The 19,265-nt window shown below is 37.2% G+C and carries 12 protein-coding genes; all 12 read right to left on the reverse strand.

Translation table 11 applies throughout. The annotated features are described in order from the left end of the window. Window positions 1-232 precede the first annotated feature (232 nt). Window positions 233-952: a LytR/AlgR family response regulator transcription factor gene (locus tag BUC16_RS11550; protein ID WP_073370722.1), complete on the reverse strand. Its 720-nt coding sequence runs from the start codon at window positions 950-952 to the stop codon at window positions 233-235. Continuing rightward, window positions 918-1,658: a sensor histidine kinase gene (locus BUC16_RS11555; RefSeq protein WP_073370724.1), complete on the reverse strand. Its 741-nt coding sequence runs from the start codon at window positions 1,656-1,658 to the stop codon at window positions 918-920. The genes BUC16_RS11550 and BUC16_RS11555 overlap by 35 nt, the downstream gene beginning before the upstream one ends. A gap of 442 nt (window positions 1,659-2,100) precedes the next feature. Beyond that, the gene (locus BUC16_RS11560; RefSeq protein ID WP_073370725.1) at window positions 2,101-3,687 is read right to left on the reverse strand and encodes a DUF5123 domain-containing protein; all 1,587 of its coding nucleotides are present in this window, start codon (window positions 3,685-3,687) and stop codon (window positions 2,101-2,103) included. Between the two features lie 23 nt (window positions 3,688-3,710). Further along, a complete protein-coding gene (locus BUC16_RS11565) occupies window positions 3,711-5,732 on the reverse strand; it encodes a RagB/SusD family nutrient uptake outer membrane protein (protein WP_073370727.1) in 2,022 nt (673 codons plus the stop codon). A 10-nt stretch (window positions 5,733-5,742) separates the two neighbouring features. Continuing rightward, window positions 5,743-9,030 (reverse strand): SusC/RagA family TonB-linked outer membrane protein, encoded by a 3,288-nt coding sequence (locus BUC16_RS11570; RefSeq protein WP_073370781.1) that lies wholly within the window; start codon window positions 9,028-9,030, stop codon window positions 5,743-5,745. A gap of 605 nt (window positions 9,031-9,635) precedes the next feature. Beyond that, entirely contained in the window at window positions 9,636-10,022 is a 387-nt protein-coding gene (locus BUC16_RS11580; protein WP_073370730.1) for a T9SS type A sorting domain-containing protein, read from the reverse strand. Beyond that, entirely contained in the window at window positions 10,022-10,300 is a 279-nt protein-coding gene (locus tag BUC16_RS17950) for a rhamnogalacturonan endolyase family protein (RefSeq protein WP_073370733.1), read from the reverse strand. Before BUC16_RS17950 ends, BUC16_RS11580 begins: the two co-directional genes overlap by 1 nt. 94 nt (window positions 10,301-10,394) lie before the next feature. Continuing rightward, a complete protein-coding gene (locus BUC16_RS11590) occupies window positions 10,395-12,926 on the reverse strand; it encodes a glycoside hydrolase family 95 protein (protein ID WP_073370735.1) in 2,532 nt (843 codons plus the stop codon). A gap of 36 nt (window positions 12,927-12,962) precedes the next feature. Further along, window positions 12,963-14,003, reverse strand: a complete 1,041-nt coding sequence (locus tag BUC16_RS11595) for a pectinesterase family protein (protein ID WP_073370737.1) — start codon at window positions 14,001-14,003, stop codon at window positions 12,963-12,965. A 460-nt stretch (window positions 14,004-14,463) separates the two neighbouring features. Continuing rightward, window positions 14,464-14,823, reverse strand: coding sequence for a hypothetical protein (locus BUC16_RS11600; RefSeq protein WP_073370739.1), 360 nt, complete (start codon window positions 14,821-14,823; stop codon window positions 14,464-14,466). Window positions 14,824-14,889: 66 nt separating this feature from the next. Beyond that, on the reverse strand, window positions 14,890-18,030 hold the full coding sequence (locus BUC16_RS11605; protein ID WP_073370740.1) for a pectinesterase family protein: 3,141 nt from the start codon (window positions 18,028-18,030) through the stop codon (window positions 14,890-14,892). 88 nt (window positions 18,031-18,118) lie between these two features. Next, on the reverse strand, window positions 18,119-19,159 hold the full coding sequence (locus BUC16_RS11610) for a pectinesterase family protein (protein WP_073370742.1): 1,041 nt from the start codon (window positions 19,157-19,159) through the stop codon (window positions 18,119-18,121). Between the last annotated feature and the right edge of the window lie 106 nt (window positions 19,160-19,265).

Here is a 19,265-nt window from a genome sequence, read left to right on the forward strand (position 1 = left end):
TATGAAAAGTGTTTGGATAGAAAAAAAGCAAATACCCCATCCTTTTTCGGGTATTGTAACAAGAAGGAAAAACTTTGTAATAACCTGAATTCGATTATTCAGCAATTTGTCATTCATTGGATATCCTGCAAGGTTTTTTTTCAACCTTGTAGGTCTGAATACTATTAATAAGACACCTACAAGGTCTCAAAAAAGACCTTGCAGGAACTTAAAACTAATCTAGGTTAACAAGTTAAAAAGCGACCCGTTTCATAAAGACAGAACGGTAGGTTTCACTCAACAATACTCGAATGAAACTTCCGTTTTTATCGGTTTGTTTCAACGTAATTTCGTTGTGCGTATAATGTTTGACTTGGGGAATGGCGATGACTTCTTTCTTGTTTACCCTGCAAAATTGGATTTCGGGAATTTGTTGCAGCAAGGTTTCGAAATTAATATTTTTCAAAACCAGCACACTTCCATCTGTTAAAAGTGCTTCTTTATCCCTGCTGTCCTGTTCCGCAGATTTAATTTGCACCAATTGATTGATGTAAACGATTCCTTTTCCTTTATCGGTATTCAACGTAATAAACGAGGCGTTTTGAATCGTGTTTTTATGTCTTTCCAAGGCTTTGAGAACCGCTTTGTGCAATCGCTCTTTGGTTACGGGTTTGGTGATATAATCCACGGCATCGATGTTAAAAGCTTCCGAGGCATATTCTTTATAAGCCGTGGTAAAAACAACCAGTTTGTTCTGCAATCGGCTGGCCAGTGTCAATCCATCCATTCCGGGCATTTCGATATCGGTGATGCACAAATCAAAATCTATCGAACTGGTTTTTTCGAACAACTTTTCAGGGGAATTGAATACTTTGACTATTTCCAGCTCCGGGATTTGTTCGCAAAGCATTTTCAAATAAGTCAAGCCGTGCAATTCATCATCCAGCAGTATGCATCTGAGTTTTGTAGTCAAGGAGATTGATTTTTAGTTGAGCGGTATAGACGTTGTTTTCAACTATTCTGTCCAGTTGAAATTGGTTTTTGTAAATAACTTTGAGGCGTTGTTCCAAGGTTGCCGTTCCCAATCCGCTTCGTCCTTTTTTCATGGCTTTTTTATCCGACACTTTATTGGAAACCGTCAGCATGAAACAATTGTTCTTCACTTCAAAAAGTACGGTGATAAAAGCATCCGGACTCACTAAATCGGCGTGTTTGAATGCGTTTTCAATTAAATCGATAGACAACATCGGAGCCAACAGGGCTTCTTCATACAGCTTTTCGGTTTCGCTGATTTTGGTTTTCACGTTCAATTCAAAAAGCGGACTTATTTTAATTTTATGTATTTCGATGAGATTTAGCGCAAATGCGATTTCTTCTTTGGGCGAAACCCATTTTTGTTGGCTGTCATACAAAATATAGTCCAAAACATTGGCCAATTTATCCAACGCAAAATAGGTTTGATAAGCGTGCGATTGCACCGAATTGAGAATGTTTTTGAAAAGATGGGGATTCAGCCTTGACTCCAAGGTGTCCAGTTTTATACCATCCACTTTCATTTCAAGAGCAGTGTATTTTTCGAGCAGTTCTTTTTTGGTTCTTTCGGATTGCCATAAACGCCATGACAGGAATCCCAAGACCAATAGTAACACAACCAAAACCAGGGCATACGCTTCAATCATAATTACAGGAACTAAATTAGCTATTGTTGAATTGCAAATTTAGGGGAACAATACTAAAAGTCATTATTTTTAGGCATAAAAAAACCTCTAAATTGCTTTAGAGGTTTTGAACTTTGTAGACTATTCAGGTAAAATATCGAACAATTTGCTTTTAGATTTATATGATTTTTTTTTATTTTCAGAATACGAAAAAAAACTCTAAATTTCTTTAGGAGTTTATTGATGCGAGTTGCTAACAAGTAATTGAAATATTAATATACTCAAGACCACTGACAGCACAGTAGAATCATTTTTGATAAAAATTGCTGAAATTGCTAGACCAATTAACTTAATGAAAATGTAGGTTGAAAATTAAAAAAAAGAGGGATCAAATTCCAAAGAATTCTCCCCCTCTTCCTATCAACTAACTAATTGATATAACAATATTTTCTTTACAAAACTTTTAAAACCAACGAGGATCTCCAGCAACTCCGGTTCCTGCGAAACCAATACCTGGCTTAACGTGGAAATCTCCATTGGCAGGATCTACAAAAAAGTCTGCTATGGTTAGTGGAATATCTGTAATACCAGTTAAAGGTCTTGTTCCAATAGGCACATCCTTGGTTTTGTAATTACCTGCATACGAAATAGGAATATTGCTGTAAGTCCCATTAGTGCTATTAAGTTGGGTTCCACCATTTGGTCCGGCAATGATACAATTCTGGACAGACACCTGTACAGGATTATTATTGTCAAATAGCCAAAGATGTCCCATCGCTCTTGTAATGTTCACACAAGTAATATTCTTAAAGTTAATATTTGTTTTAATACGGACATCGGCAAAACGGGTACTAATTTCAGTAAGTGTAGAATTTGTAACATTAATCGACTTGACGGTACTTCCTGTCCCTACATTCATCATTCCATAACCTCCAGTTTGTGAAACCAAACAATTGTTGACATTTATATTGTTGACAACACAAGTTCCTCCAAGTTTAACAATAGAATTTATCTTGGAAATATCACATCCTTCTATCTGTATATCATTCAATGTTCTAGTTGTCAAATCAATAAAGAAACTGTCCGCAGAAGTCGTAGCCAAATTTTGCAATATAATATTATTGACATTACCCTGCAGTCTAAATGTAGCATTCTTCAAATTGGACAATACACCAGTATCATTTACAGAACCTACAAAAGCTATATTGTTTATTCCTGTAGGAATAGTGATATCTCCTCCAATAGTGTAGACTGTCCCAGCAGCAAACTCAACAGTTATATCTTTGGCTCCACCAGCGACAAGGCCTTGTAAGGCCGTTCCAATACTAGATGCCGTATCCGCCAGTAAAACTTTGTAGATAGTGCTATTAAACAGACCAGTTGTTTTTACGTTCAAGCTTCCACGATTGTTGGATTCATTAAAAATTTTGGCCACATAATTTGTACCGTAAGCCAAATTATCAATTGTAAGCATCCCAGCATCTTTTTGTTGTTGGGTCAATACAAAATCCTTGATCAACACCGAAGTTTCGCTATATATACTTACATTGGTTACCTTGGGTGAAATAGTCCATTTTAAACTTATACTGGTAGATGTAGCTTTATATCCAGTAAAAAGCTGTTCTGCAGGAGTTACAAAATTGATTTGATTGTAATTGGATTCCTTGCCCGTTTTTTCATCAATACTTTTCATCCTCACATAATAAGCCGTTGTGCCGTCAAGATTATCAAACATTTCGCGGTACTCTACCTTGGCCTGATTGCCGGAAGTTGCGAATGGAATTAATTTGTCTGCCGAAAGCTCAACCCTTTTTGAAATTTGCATAAACTCTAAATCCTTGCTGAACTCAAATACATATTTTGTAGCCAAAATTGATTTTGTGAATTTCAGTTCCACTGACGTTGGCTTAATTACCGATGTTTCAAAAATAATGGATTTAAAAAGCCTGTCTGTACTAGAATCTACCTCCCATTGATTGTAATCTTTTTCGCAACTGGCTATGGCTACAAGGAACAGCAAAGCACTAAAAATTGATAGTATATTTTTCATTGTAAATAAAATTAAATTAATGATTAAAATCCGTACGAATTGCTTATTTGTCCCTTGGACTCAAAAACATCCTCATAAAATATAGAGAAAAAGTGTCTATAATTGCAGGTTGCGTTCCCCTTTTTATATTGGACAAGACTATTTTGAATTTCAGTCCCATTGCTCATAGTGGCTAAAAATCCAGTATAATCATAATCTTTATACAATCCTGTACCAGCCAACAACGTTTTTACGGGCCAGTCTACGTAATTTTTATTTGTACCGCTAAGTGGCTTTGCCGCATTTGTGGGAAACCAGCTTATGCTCTTGTACTCCGGACCTGGACTGGCAGAAAGATTTGTATAATAATTAAGCGAACTTTTGTCTATGTATTCAGCATCTTTAAATTTATAATACACCGTTTTAGGGAAATCAGTTGGTTGGTAAGTTTTGTCAAAAATCTTTACTGGTTGTTTGTTGTCAAACATTAGGCACAGTGTTTTTTTCATGGTTTCGATTCGGTCATACAACAAACCCCAACGAACCAAATCTTGCTTGCGAATGCCTTCGCAGCCAAACTCCCAAGCACGTTCGTTGACAATTGCTTCGAAAAAATTGGCATCATAGCTTTTAATTTTAGGAGATCCTGCTCCAAAAGCCCTTTCACGAACCTTTTCCAAGGCTTGTCTGGCCGACATTCCTGCCACCGGGTTCACGGCATCGGTTCCATTTAGGGTACTTTCTGCTTCGGCAAACATCAAATAAATATCCGAATAGCGCATTAATATCCAATTGACACCTGTAGCCACACGTGAATTGGCAGTTTTATGCAATCCCAAATAGGAACTTGACATCCAATATATTCTCCATTTCGCAAAATTGACGCTAAGCGGATCATTTTTCACGCCTTCAACGTTACTTGATGTGTAATTCAACCAGCTAAGAGTAACATCACGACGCTTGTCTTCAGGAGTAAAGGAATAGAAATAATAGGCTTGGGAACCAACATAAGAACCTCCAAAACCGTTAGCGCCATATTTAGAATTACCGGCAACTTCGTATCCCATCAAAGAACCGATGTCTCCATTATTCCCAAGACCAAAGGCAACTTCAAATAAATTTTCATTGCTTGCATTTTGTTGTAATCCGCATACTGATTTCCAAATATTCTCGTAATCAAGATCTAAACGATGTGGATTTGCTGAATTTCCAAGCAACTCAGCTGTTTGTTGGGAAGCTATTTGATAATAGTCTCTCCAATTTTTAACTCTTCCCACGTAGTAACCATCAGTTTCAGGTATTGAAGTATTGTGTTCAAGATCTTTTTCAGGAAACAAATTTCCGTCTCGTAAAGACCAGCCACCTGCAAAAAGTGCCACTCTTGCCAAAAGCCCCTTGGCAAAACCTTTTGAAATACGTTCAACAGTTGCATACTCTGCATTGGATTTTAGCCATGGCAAATACCCTTCTGCTTCTTGTAAATCTTTAACCAAACTTGCATAAATAATATCTCTGTCCACTTTACCAATGTAAACATTGGATAAATCAGATTGAGAAGTTCCTTCCTTGTAAGGCACATCACCCCAATTGCGAACCAACTCAAAGTAAGCCAATGACCTAAGAACCAGTGCTTCACCCAACATTGGCTTCATTTTAGCAGCTTGAGACTCCAGGATTGGAGATTTTCTGATACCGTCAACCGAGGCCGAAGCCAATTCGGCCAATTGAAACAATCCTTGCCATTTTGTGGTTTGATTATACGGATCGTCATAAAAATTCCCTGCTCCCTGATCACTTGTTGTTGAATCATAGGATGACGAAGTAAATCCCTGATTGGTCTCGATATCCGAAAAACCTTGCCAGTTTACGGATAATTTTTGTCCATAAATGTTGGTATCCGTCATTTTTCCATATACCCCCATCAATGCCGCTTTAGCCATTGAAGGAGTTTTAAAAACAGTTTCTGAACTCAACTTGGATGGTGATGTGGTGTCCAAAAATTCTTTGTCACAAGAAATACCCACTAATAAAAAAATAAAACTGGAATAGTATAATAATTTTTTCATGTCTTTTTTATTAAAATGTTACATTAACTCCAAAAAGGAATGTTTTTGCTTTTGGATAAGCAGACCAATCTACACCTGGCGTTAATGGTGTGGAGCGGATACCATCTACCTCTGGATCTTGACCCGTATATTTGGTCCAAATCATTAAATTGTTTCCGGCAAAATAACAACGTACTTTTTGCACAAACTTGCTATTTGTTACACTTTCAGGTAATGTGTAACCCAGTGTTAAATTCCCAAATCTTAAAAACGAACCATCTTCAATGGCCCAATCAGTTAAAATTGTGGAATTGGAAAGAGGATGCCATAAACTTTTCCCTTGATTGATTTCTTGCAATAATTGAGGATTTGCATTATCACCAAACATAATATTGTATCCGGTTGCAGGATCAATTGTCGTAAATCGATTTTCGATACTCATTTCCGAGCTCATATTTTGATATCTTTTAGAACCGCTGAAAGTGGTATTGTCTATCTTGTTGGCATTATAAATATCATTGCCGTAAGACCAATTGAACATAGCTGTCAAATCAAAACCTTTATACCCCGTACTTATGGAAAATCCTCCAATATGCTTGGGTTGTGCTCTTCCTATTACTTTCCTGTCTTTATCTGGGGTAATTATTGTAGTGCCGTCATCAGTTAATTTTTTAAGTTTGATATGACCTGGTCCAAAATAATTGCCTGAAGTGGTAATTACTTTAGACGCGTCAACCTCCCCAGAATTTAGAATCCATTTCTTTTGCGTATTATCATAAGTGAAGTCGTCAAAGGTGTAATACCCATCCGAAACATATCCGTACATTAAACCAACCGGTTGTCCCACAATGGCCCTGAAATCATCTCTTCCCACGGCTGGTGCCCAGTTAGTGGCAGCAATCATTTCGCTGGAACCATCCAATTCTTTCACGACATTCTTGTTGAATGCGATATTGAAATTTCCAGATAAATAAAATCGATTATTTTTAATGATATCCCCTGATACGGTAATCTCCAAACCTTTGTTTGAAGTTCTTCCTATATTTTGATATTGGGTGTCATAACCTGAGTTAGAAGGTAAAGCAACACCTAAAATTAAATCTTTGACGTCATTTTGATATGCATCAACTGTTACCTTTAGACGTTGATCAAAAAAGCCTAAATCAAGTCCTAAATTGGCAGACACCGTGGTTTCCCATGTTAAATTCTCATTTTTCAGTACACTCGAAGTAACCAGGGCACTTTGTGGTTGGTCATTTAAATAATACAAACTTCTGCTGTTGGACTGAAAACCATATTCTTGTCTCCAATAAGAGCCTACTCGAGCATTTCCTACTTCTCCATAACTCAAACGAAACTTGGCGTTGGACAACCAGTTCTTGGTTGACTTCATGAATGATTCATCAGATACCCTCCATGCAATTGCCGCACCTGGAAAGAAGCCTGTACGATTTTCTGGAGAAAACACGTTTTTCGAATCAGACCTGGCCGTTAATGTCAAAATATAGCGATCATAGAATGTGTAATTGGCACGTCCAAAAAAGGAAGAAGTTCTGGATGGCTCCATTATAGTGGTGTAAGTAGGTTGAGGTGTTCCATAATTCCACATAGCCAAAACGTCTTTTGCCGTAAAGTCCACGGGATAAAATTTGGAATCGCTGCGCATTTCCGATCCTTGGGAATTGTACATTTCCTGTCCGGCCATCAATTCCAGTCTATGAATTTTATTTTTAAAATCGGCATTGTACGAAACCGTGTTTTGAATGGTCCACAAATAGCCTTTGTAATCGATTCGTCTGGCCACGGGTTGTCCGCCATTGGCACTGGCCTCCCCTGTTTTGTTCAACCAGATATTGTCGGTATAATCCCTGTTGGCACCATAGCTGCCTTTGGACGAAACGGTCAAGCTTTTTATGGGTTTCCAAATTAATCCGGCATTGATTGTTGCATTGAGCCTTTCCTGGTTTTTATATTCATTGGTGATGTTGTAAACAGGGTCGTTCAACGTACTCAAAGCCTCGGCCGAAGTGATGTCGTCTGCCCCGCCCAATGCATTTCCGGGCTGGCTGGTCAAACTGTAAACCGGGGCATATTTGATTCCGTCCCTGAGTTTGCTTCCGCTCGAAACGCTTGGTCCCGTAATGACGGTATTTGAAATTCTGGAATTAAAATCAAATGTCAATTTGGGGCTTATTTTTTTATTCAAGCTAAAGCTGAGATAATCTCTTTTGTAGGCCGAATTCAACATGATGTAATCTTCGTCGTCACGTGAATAATTGACCTTGTACTTGAGACTCGATTCGCCTCCTGTCAAACCAATGTCAAAGTGTTTTTGGATTCCCGTATTGCCATACAGTTTTTCCTGCCAATCGGTACCTACCTTTGATTTATAAATATCGACATCCTCCCATAAACCATACATACTATAAAAGGTAGTACTCGTGGTGCTTACGCCTGGATCCAGCTCTTTTTGAAAATACACATAATCATATGGAGACAATACTTCAGTCAAATTGTAAGTATTTTTGATACCTGTATAAGCATTAACATTAATTTCGGTCTTGCCGGTTTTTCCTGATTTAGTTGTGATAAGTACAACTCCATTTGCTCCCTGTGCACCATAAATAGCTGTCGAAGAAGCGTCTTTAAGAACATCAATCGACTCGATGTCTCCCGGAGGAATATCGTTTATATTGCTTACTTGAAATCCATCCACGATGTACAACGGGGAGTTGTCCTGGGTTATGGATCCTCCTCCTCTCACGCGCACCTTGATGGGCGTATCGGGAGAACCATCGGCAATGGTCACGTTGACTCCTGCCATGCGTCCCGCTATGGCCTGCAAAGCAGATGTGGCCGGTATGTCCTTTAAGTCTTCCATACTTACCGAGGCCACAGATCCTGTCAAATCTTTTCGCTTGGAAGTACCATAACCAATCACCACGACTTCATCAAGATCCGTAGATTCGTCTTTCATTATGACGCTGATGTTTTTTTTGCCGTTGACGGCGATTTCCTGTGTCTTCATCCCTATAAAAGAGAAAACCAAAGTGGCATTTGAGGGCACTTTAAAAATTTTAAAATTCCCGTCCATGTCGGTCAATGAGCCTTGGGACATCCCCTTCACTATAACGGAAACTCCCGGTAATCCAAGCCCCTTTTCATCGACGACAGTTCCCGAAACAGTAATCTCGTTTTGCACTAATAATGTTTTAGCTTTTATTGATTTAGAATTTTGCAAATCAGAACTTGCAATTGACGACCCTAAAACGGATTGCTTACTTTCTTTAGTTTTTCCTGCTACGGTGAGTGAAAACATAAATACAAAAGAAATTAAAATTGTAGTTTTTATTATATTTTCTATCACTTCAAACAAGCCAAAGTTATCCTTTGACAAATAATTTTTCATACATTTTAGTTTAGTTGGTTTTTTTTTGGTTTTTTTCAAAGTCAAGTATAATTTTACTTGATCTTAATTTTTAGTTGGTTAATTAAATCATCATATTTCTATCTGTTTTTTTATATTATTATTAATTATATCCATTAAAATTATTCAGTAAACAAATTTATGATTGGACTTATACTTGGACAGGGTCTAAACACAATAAAAGAGGGGGTATATCACAAACCCTTGGCGTTACTGGTTGTTAAGCCCATAAAATCAGTTAAATAAATTGTAACTTGTAATAGTTACGTTTTTCAAAACCATAATATTGATACTGTTTTTTGTGCTTTTTCCTGAAGTTAAAAAATTCTGATGAAGACATCATCTTGCATTCAATCATTGCAAAAGCAAAAGCTGTTCTTTTCCATGAATGCTTTGATTCCGTTCTTTCTGTTGACAAATTATAGTCAACTTTTTTAAGACGAGACATAAAAAAAGCCTCAAGAAAAATCTTGAGGCTCTTGATGTTGAAATTTGCTTTATTCTTTAATCAACTTGATTGATGATGTTCCTTTTTCTGATTTCACGGTGATAATGAAAACACCTGAAGCAGCTGATATTTGCCCTACTTCTAATTGATTTTCACCTTTCCCCGACCCCAACTCTTGTCCTAGAATGTTGTGAATTGAGTAAGTGAATTTTCCTTCTGCCATAATTGTAAAAGTTTGACTTGTTGGATTTGGATAAAGAATGGCATTGGCTGAAGAGCCATTATTTGAAAACTCATTGGTTGAAAAGTTTGTTGCTCCTACATTTGGTTGTGTTTGAGCAGCCATATCAACACCTAAATAGAAACTTGGGTGTGACGGCTGATTGTAGGCCGAGTTTTGCCAAGCAATTGCTACTCTGTATTGGGGATCGTGCATTAAAGTATATAGCTTGTTGTAAAAGGGCTTCCAGCCAGTTTTACTTCATCACAATACAAATTATAACTTGTGTCAGTAAGATCAGTTCCCAGCATTCTCCAGCCAACATAGACTTGACTGGCGTTTAAGCGCATGGCGACCAAACCCCGATTCAGTTTTTCAACGGTTCGTTGGGCATATGTTTGGACAGACAATCCGAATAACAACAAAAGCAAAATGGCTGTTTTTTGGAATAAATTGGCTCTAGTTTTATTTTGTGTTTTAAGTTCTGAATACATATTTTTTGGTTTATTGGTCAACAGGTTGTTTTATGTTTTTTATGCCTTATGGATTAACATATTTAGTTTTTTTGAATGAATAACATAAAATAAATTATTCTGCCAAAGTGAAAACATATGAATTCCCTCCTTTTGTATCAACGTCATATTCAAATACTTTTGGAACATTAACTCCATTGAAAGCAGCCTGTGTAGAAATTACGGGCTTTTCCACGGGTTGGAATTTAAAGAAATGATTAGGATTTTCCCCTTTCGCTTTCAAGATTGAATTCCCTCCTAATTTGGTATAGCTTCTCAATCTAAGATTTCCTCCCAAATTTGATTTTATTGTCACGGACTTTATTTTTCCATTCTTCCATTCCATATTTTCTACTTCAAAACCACCCCGCGCTCTTAAGCCAGATATGGATCCATTTGACCAAGCATCAGGCAGTGCTGGCAATAAAAATACCGCACCATCATGGCTTTGCAACAACATTTCGGCGATTCCGGCAGTACATCCAAAATTACCATCAATTTGAAATGGCGGATGAGCATCAAACATATTGGTGTATGTACCACCATCTGGGTCTTTTATGGTGGCGTTTACAGGCTTTAAATTAAGTTGATTTTTAATCAATTGGTAAGCATGATTACCATCTAGATAACGCGCCCATAAACAAACTTTCCACCCCATGGACCAACCACGACTTGCATCACCTTTTCCAACAAGTGTATTCCTGGAAGCTTCAAAAAGTTCAGGAGTTTTGTTTGGAGAAATTTCTCTACCAGGAAAAACACCCCAAAGATGTGATACATGACGATGAGCATCATTTTTTTTATCCCAATCTTCTAACCATTCTTGTAATTGGGTAAACTTCCCTATATGCATTGGGGGTAATTGAGAACGAATATCTTTTAACTCTCCCGAAAATTTATCATCAATTCCTAAAATTTTGGCTGCATCAATGGTGTTGGACAACAAATCAAAAATCATTTGATTATCCATTGTTACGCCTGCAAAAACATTACACCTTTCTTTACCGATAGTTCCATCAGTTTTTACATCTTCATAAGAATGTAATCCTGGAGTATGTTCAGGAGAAACTGACGGTGAAGCAACAAGATAGCCGGTCTTTTTATCTTTAATTAAAAAGTCTTGATAAAATTCACATGCACTTTTCATAATCGGATAGACCTCTTTTAGATAAGATATATCACCTGAAAAAAGATATTTTTCCCATAAATGAGAACAAAACCACGCATTACAAGTAGGCCATATCCCGGCAGTTTTATCCACTGCTCCTGTCATGCGCCACAAATCCGTATTATGATGAAGTGTCCATCCCTTACTGCCATACATCTCGGAAGCCGATTGTTTTCCCGTAACACTTACATCTTTAATTAACTGGATGAAAGGATCATGACATTCACTCAAGTTAGTTACTTCAGCAGGCCAATAGTTCATTTCCACATTTATATTGGTTGTGTATTTACTGTCCCAAGCAGGATATTGACCCGAATTGGGGTTCCATATTCCCTGCAAGTTGGCTGGTTGGGTTCCCGGTTGTGAAGAGGAAATCAATAAATAGCGCCCAAACTGGAAATACATTGCTGCTAATGCCGGGTCATCATTTTTGGAAAATTCTGCAATTCGTTGATCGGTAGGTTTCAATATTTGATCAGACTGTCCCAAATTAAATTGAACTCTATTGAATTGTTTTTGGTAGGCAAAAATATGATCGGCTTTGGCCTTTTCGTATTTTTTTGAAAATTTAGATAGATACTCTTTTGCCTGTTTTTCAGCATCACCCGAAATATCCTTGTAATTCTTGAAGTTTGTTGCCACAGAAACGTAAATAATTACCTCGTCTGCATTTTTAATAGAAATACTTTTTGAATCTGTTAGTCGAGTACCTCCTTTAGATTCAACTTTGACCTGCGTATTAAAATTCAATAGATTGGGAATATTTTCCTCTTTATCTTTTGTGCATTTTCCATTAACTACAAGTAATTTATCTTGTCCTAGAGGAACCTCTGTAATCACTTTGACCATTTGTGTTTTTAATGGTCCGGCAAAAGAGGTGTTTAAGCTGATTTTTCCTTTTTGATTTGATGTTAAGCGAATAATAATTAATTGGTCAGGATAGGAAGTAAACACTTCTCGTTGATATTCAACCCCATCAACTTTATATTTGGTTTTTACGATAGCAGTTTTCAAATCCAATTCCCTGTAATAATCGGTAAATTTCTCATGACCTGGAACAGTTAAAATTAGATTTCCTATTGACTGATAAGCTTGGCCGTGAGATGTAATTTTACGATCTGCAATTATATCATTGAGTGTCAATTTCTGGGCATCTATATAATTCTCGTCTTCAATATATTTTTGAATTTTTTTTAAACTGTTTTTTGCATTGGGATTAGTGTTTTGATAAGGACTTCCAGACCAAAAAGTATCTTCATTAATTTGGATGGTATCACACTGGGGCACACCATAAACCATGGCGCCCAATCTACCATTACCTAGTGGTAAAGCATCTGTCCAAGCTTTTGATGGTTTATTGTACCAAAGAGTTAAATCCTTTTGTGCAAATGTGTCCAAAAATGCTAAAAAACATATTAATACCAACACTCGTTTTTTCATGATTATTTTTTATAAAATTTATATTTTTTTTAATTATTAAAGGGGCTGCCAATTGTCCTGTCCCTTAAGAACACTTTTCAAAGAATAAAGATGAATTTCTTCCGAACCAAGCTCACGTATTCCTGTCCAATTGGCACGTTGGGACATATTGGCTCCGGCTCCGGTATTTTTATATTCATACAAATGCAAATCTTCACTTGTCGAGGCGTATTGCATATTCCAAATGGTAGGCCAGCCTGCAGGATTAATTTCTTTCCCCATTTCACACTGAATCCAAGCTACTTTCGGAAAATTATGCCACGGACGACCTAAACTAACCAACTGCTTGTTATCGTTTTCCTTTGGACTTTTTTCGGAAAACGTTAGTTTGCATTTAAAAAAAACAAAACCATAATCTTGTCCTTTTGGTGTACTGGGTGCCGTAATCCAACCGCCGCCAAAACTTCGTATTTCACAAGCATCAAAATACCCTATGCCTCCTCCATATATATAATCTGTTCTTCCTAAAACAAGACAGTTTTTAAAATAACTCCTGGTATTGTCCGTAGCCAAAAAAACGGTGTCTTGATATCCCAAAAAATTACAATTGACGAAAACATTTTTATCGGAAGTGACATAAATGGCCAAAGCCTGGCCTACAGGTCCCGCCGTGTTTTGAAAAGTTATATTTTCTGCTCGAAACCCATCGCCTTGAATGGAAACCGTTGCCGATGTGCGAATAGCTTGCCCTGTCCATTTTGCAACATCTTCTGCCGGACATTTATTGTTTAGCCCTCCTTTGCAATCATATATATGATAGCTTATGATTGTCTTATCTCGGCTTTCACCCTTAAAAGTGATATTCTTTTTATCACTTGGTATCAAGATCTTTTCAGTATTATATAATCCATTTTTAATATAAATAACCGTACGATGCTTCTGTCCTGGCAATACAGTGTCGACAGCATCTTGAATTTTCATATAATCTCCACTGCCATCTAGTGCGACAACAATGTTTTTTGAAGATTGGGCCATTGTTGCCATTGTAAAAAAATTGCTTATAAATAAGTATAGAATAAATCTGTAAATGGTTTTCATTTTTTGCTTTTAATAATGTATTAATGAAACTTAGTTTCAGAAATATAAAAGTGCTTTAAAAAAATATCATTAAAGCAAAATCAATTTGTCGCTAATTTCAGATTGCTAATTTATAAACCCAGCGCAATTCCAGAGGGGTATTATTACATTAATAAAGGGGTAGTTTAACAATAAATCGTGACACAACTCTTTAAAGACTTAACTTTATTATATTCTCAGTTTACAGCAAAAAAAACTTCTCAATTTCTTGAGAAGTTTTTTGGACGATCAGGAGTTCAAACAATTAGTTTCATGAAAAATATCAGCAGATTTGACCTCGAAATTATTTTATAGTTTTAAAAATTTGACCGTTTTTTTTTTTTATCCGTCACCTATTGATAGATAAAATTTTAAACAGTGTTCTTTCCTACCTGTGACAAACACAAATCTATTAAAAATATGCTTAGCAGGGGTTTCGCTTTTAATGAAGTGGAATTAAGTCAATATTATGAGTTTCTTCTTTATTATTAACATATAAACTATTTATATATCTACCATATCCATCTGTTGCTACATCAAAAGTGACAAAAGCACCTTGGTTAAAACTTACAGAATAATTTCCATTAGAGCCAACTATAATACGCTTTATTTCATGTTCTGCATAGCTTTCGTCAGGACTATTGCCATATTTCCAACATTCGATCTTAATACCTATTATTTTGTTTTTTATAGGTTTGTGTGTGTATTTATCAAAAACGATCCCTTTGATCGTGATGTTTTCAACATCTTTTTGACATGCCATAATAAAAAGGAAAACAAATAGTAATAAGGAGTTTTTCATATTTTTTTAATTTCAATTACCAATATGGCTGCAAATTCCAGTGATATTGACCCATCTAATTCAAATTTAAAGTTTTAAAAATTTGACCGTTTTTTTATCTGCACCGTTTTGATAGATTAAAATATACGAACCAGCGGCCAAATCTGAAATATCGATGGCAGACTGCAAGGATTCCGAAACTGGAGATACCTGTTTAAGAATTCGACCATCGTAACTGCTGATGCTCAAGCTTGCCCCTTTTAAGGAGATGGGATAATTAACCATTATTTTTCCATTGATGGATGGGTTTGGAAATACTGTAAGTGTTCTTTTATCGGAATTAAACGAAAGTAAATCCAGAGTAATGGAATTTCCGCTCATCACACTGAAAGTTCCAAAGGATGTGATTCCCGATACACTTGCAGTATAAGGACTAGCAAGTGTTCCGCTTCCTCCTAAAACCGCTGTATTACTTGCCCATGCATTAGTTCCCGTTTTGCTTATCAAAGAAAATGAGACATCTGAAGCATTAAATGTGCCATTGTCTGCACTAAGCCATTGTGTTTTCACTGAAAGATTGGCTCCCGCAGTTTCCGCATTGACAGTCCATTGCTTATTTATTGCCTTGTTAACAGGAACATCCAGTATGTTTTTGACCGAAACAGAGAAATTTCCTGCTACCCCTGAATTATTCAAAATTATTGGATTTGCAACGGTTGAACCCGCTGACCCAACAGGAAATTTCACATCTGTAGCTCCTACTACTCGTTTTAAAACACCGCTGCCATTGGTAACAAAAAATTTATTTCCCGTATCAAAAGTAGTAGCTCTTGTTGCATCCACAATTCCGCCATCACCAATCGTTAGATACACTTTTCCTATTTCTGGAGTACCTGAGGTTGTAGTTATGGCCTTAAGACCTCCTGTTCCTAGTATTAAAGCTCCATTTACAGTCAAGCTTACTGTCGGGTCTGTAGATCCTGTAGCTTCATAAGGTATAAAAGCACTGGTACTAGTGCTTGCACTTGTATCTAAAGTACCATTAATTACATAAGCATATTTACCATATTTTGGATAATTAGCTGCAGTAGCCGTAGATCCTGAACTATGCAGAGCCTTGGCGACAACAGTTTTACCGGCATTTATAATAAAAGTAATATTATTGACATCTTGATTGCCAGAATTACCGTAAAGGGCATTTACATTGTTCGTAATATTCATATTCTGATCGATAGTCAGGGTGGCATTCTGTAACTCGGCAAGTGTATTTAAGCTGCTAACCAAATAGGTTCCGGTACCCGATATCGTTGCTGAAGCGATCGCTGCAGTATTTGAATAGGTAAGACTAATTCTGTCTGTTGTATTGGTACCAATACTTCCATTGTTAACAATATCGGAAAGAAAACGTAAACTGGAATTTGCAGTGGCGTTCAATACGGCATTTGCTTCAACAACCAATGCATTTACGCTAGAAAGAGCCGTAATTGTAACGGTATGACCACTTTTAATGGTAACATTGGCATTGGAATGTGAAGTGCCGAACGGTACATTTTCCCAAGTACTGTTTGAAGAATTAAATTTTTCCCAGATAGATGCTGGCAATGACGGATAATTGGCATTCACCGCAACAGCAACCGTCGGATTACCGGTATAACCAGTACCACCATTGGTTACAGTAATAGCCGTTACTTTCCCCCCAGAAACAACAGCAGTGGCAGTAGCTCCCGTGCCTGAGCCTCCACTAATTACTATACTTGGCGGATTGGCATCATCAAAACCTGCTGGACTTCCTGTTACGGTTATGCCTGTTATCACATTGCTTGCCTTGACAACAGAGTAAGTAATATTATTGGCCCAAATACCCGAACCTTTTGATCGATAATCACCATTTAAAGGAATAGCAGGATCTACTGTCACCACTTCACTTTTGTTGACCTCTGACCCTTTGGATGCTTCAATATAATAGTAATAGGCACTTCCAACTGGAGGTAATGCATCTGTAAACTGATTGGCTATTGTTACATCGTTATTTGTTGTAAAACTTTTCAATGGAGCGTATGAAGCCTTGTTGTCAGTGCTTCTGTAAAGAGTGTAGGTAACTCCGCTTACTGGCCAAGCCAAGTTGAAAAGAAATGATGCTTGAGATGTCGTTCTTTTGGCTCTGAAATTTGTTAAGGCAATCACGGGAGTAAAGTTGTTTCCCGCAGGAAGATCTGCCCAAACTGCATAGGGATTCCAGCTTCCAAAGAAATTTGAATTCACGTAATAAGGAGCAGCTTCTGCATCGGATAGTTGTTTTGACCACGATAATCTTTTACTTACATCTATCGGTGAACCATCAAACCCCACGCTCTTGTATTCAGCATAAGTGATAACACTGGTATTCGTTCCGGCATCCCACACAGACCACCCAGTAGGAGCAACAGAAGTACTCATCTTGGTGTTCAAGAAAACGGTCTTGTTGCCTGCCCTATTTGCATCTAAAGTAGTGGCATCATTCTGCCATGGTCGTCCAAGGCTGTAAACAGTAACGCCATTGTTGGCTGGTATGATACAATCCCTGAATATCTGTCCATAAGCTTGTGACTGTGGTGTGTTGGATGCTGTGACAATTCCTCCACTTCCTCCATCTACTCGGTCTCTTCCATAAATCACGCAATAGTCAAAAACGGCAATCGCTGAGCCATAAATAAAATCGGTATTGCCATCAATATAACAGTTTTTATAATACACGAGTTTCCCGTTTCCAGGATGATAAACCGTATCTTGTCCGCTTATGAACCTGCAATTATAAAACACTGCCCTGTCGGCATTAGTTTTTATCGCTAAAGACTGGGGACCGTCCGATAAATAACCCTGGGTATTCTCAAGAGTTAACCCCATCAGCATACAATCGTTTGCATTGATGGTAAAAGTTGTTGTTCCGCCCAAACCATCTCCATAACTAAGTATTGTGTTTGCAGGGCTTTCGCCAATTAATTCAATAAAAGGTTTTGTTGAAGGTATGCTAAGCTGTCCAACATACTTTCCGGCTTTAACATAAATCTTATAGGGAGTTGTGCGCGCAGTGGGTGCTGCATCAATGGCGGCCTGAACGTTGGTAAAATCACCGCTCCCGTCTTTTGCAACAATTTTATCGTATTGGGCAAAAGCGGAGAGGTTTAACAGCATAAAAAAGAGGATATGTAATCCTTTTTTACCGTTTGTTTTTTTTAATAATTTTTTCATGGTTTTTGGTTTGTTTTTTGGTTTGTTTTTTGGTTAAATAGTCATTAATAATATAGGTTCATTTTTATAAATTTTATTAATCTACAAATTAAAGGGGCTGCCAATTGTCCTGTCCCTTAAGAACATTTTTCACTGAATAAAAATGAATTTCTTCCGAACCAAGCTCACGGATTCCTGTCCAATTGGCTCGTTGGGACATATTGGCTCCAGCTCCGGTATTTTTGTATTCAAACAAATGCAAATCTTCACTTGTCGAGGCGTATTGCATGTTCCAAATGGTAGGCCAGCCTGCAGGATTAATCTCTTTTCCCATTTCACACTGAATCCATGCTACTTTCGGAAAATTATGCCAAGGACGACCTAAGCTAACCAACTGCTGGTTATCGTTTTCCTTTGGGCTTTTTTCTGAAAACGTTAGTTTGCATTTATAAAAAACAAAACCATAATCTTGTCCTTTTGGTGTACTGGGTGCCGTAATCCAACCACCTCCAAAACTTCGTATTTCACAAGCATCAAAATACCCAATGCCTCCTCCATAGATATAATCAGTTCTTCCTAAAACAAGACAGTTTTTAAAGTAACTTCTCGTATTGTCCGTAGCCAAAAAAACGGTGTCTTGATATCCCAAAAAATTACAATTGACGAAAACATTTTTATCGGAAGTGACATAAATGGCCAAAGCCTGGCCTACTGGTCCCGCCGTATTTTGAAAAGTTATATTTTCTGCTCGAAACCCATCGCCTTGAATGGAAACCGTTGCCGATGTGCGAATGGCTTGCCCTGTCCATTTTGCAACATCTTCTGCCGGACATTTATTGTTTAAACCGCCTTTACAATCATAAATATGATAACTTATGATTGTCTTATCTCGGCTTTCGCCCTTAAAAGTGATATTCTTTTTATCACTTGGAATCAATAGTTTCTCTGAATTATACAATCCATTTTTGATATAAATGACTGTTTGTTTTTCTTGGTTGGCCGCAACCGAATTAATAGCTGCTTGAATACTTCTATAGTCCCCACTTCCATCAAGGGCAACAACTTTTTTTTGCCTTGGACCAGCATAAACGGATAAAGGAATTAAACTTCCGATAATTGCTATCAAAATAAATTTGCAAATAGTTTTCATAAATTATAATAATTGATTTAGGTATTTTTTTTTTGATTTTAGCTACAGTAAAAGAAGCAGTTAAGCACGCCAGTAATAACAAAAAATAATTTTGCGCAACATCGGT

This window comes from Flavobacterium fluvii (assembly GCF_900129545.1).
Classification (GTDB): Bacteria; Bacteroidota; Bacteroidia; order Flavobacteriales; family Flavobacteriaceae; genus Flavobacterium; species Flavobacterium fluvii.

Excerpts from the sequence above, each read along its gene's own strand:
- BUC16_RS11580 (WP_073370730.1), bottom strand. The coding sequence starts at position 10,022 with ATGCACGATCCCCAATACAGAGTAGCAATTGCTTGGCAAAACTCGGCC.
- BUC16_RS11590 (WP_073370735.1), bottom strand. The coding sequence starts at position 12,926 with ATGAAAAAACGAGTGTTGGTATTAATATGTTTTTTAGCATTTTTGGAC.
- BUC16_RS11610 (WP_073370742.1), bottom strand. The coding sequence starts at position 19,159 with ATGAAAACTATTTGCAAATTTATTTTGATAGCAATTATCGGAAGTTTA.
- BUC16_RS11570 (WP_073370781.1), bottom strand. The coding sequence starts at position 9,030 with ATGTTTTCACTCACCGTAGCAGGAAAAACTAAAGAAAGTAAGCAATCC.
- BUC16_RS11595 (WP_073370737.1), bottom strand. The coding sequence starts at position 14,003 with ATGAAAACCATTTACAGATTTATTCTATACTTATTTATAAGCAATTTT.
- BUC16_RS11600 (WP_073370739.1), bottom strand. The coding sequence starts at position 14,823 with ATGAAAAACTCCTTATTACTATTTGTTTTCCTTTTTATTATGGCATGT.
- BUC16_RS11605 (WP_073370740.1), bottom strand. The coding sequence starts at position 18,030 with ATGAAAAAATTATTAAAAAAAACAAACGGTAAAAAAGGATTACATATC.
- BUC16_RS11560 (WP_073370725.1), bottom strand. The coding sequence starts at position 3,687 with ATGAAAAATATACTATCAATTTTTAGTGCTTTGCTGTTCCTTGTAGCC.
- BUC16_RS11565 (WP_073370727.1), bottom strand. The coding sequence starts at position 5,732 with ATGAAAAAATTATTATACTATTCCAGTTTTATTTTTTTATTAGTGGGT.
- BUC16_RS17950 (WP_073370733.1), bottom strand. The coding sequence starts at position 10,300 with ATGTATTCAGAACTTAAAACACAAAATAAAACTAGAGCCAATTTATTC.
- BUC16_RS11555 (WP_073370724.1), bottom strand. The coding sequence starts at position 1,658 with ATGATTGAAGCGTATGCCCTGGTTTTGGTTGTGTTACTATTGGTCTTG.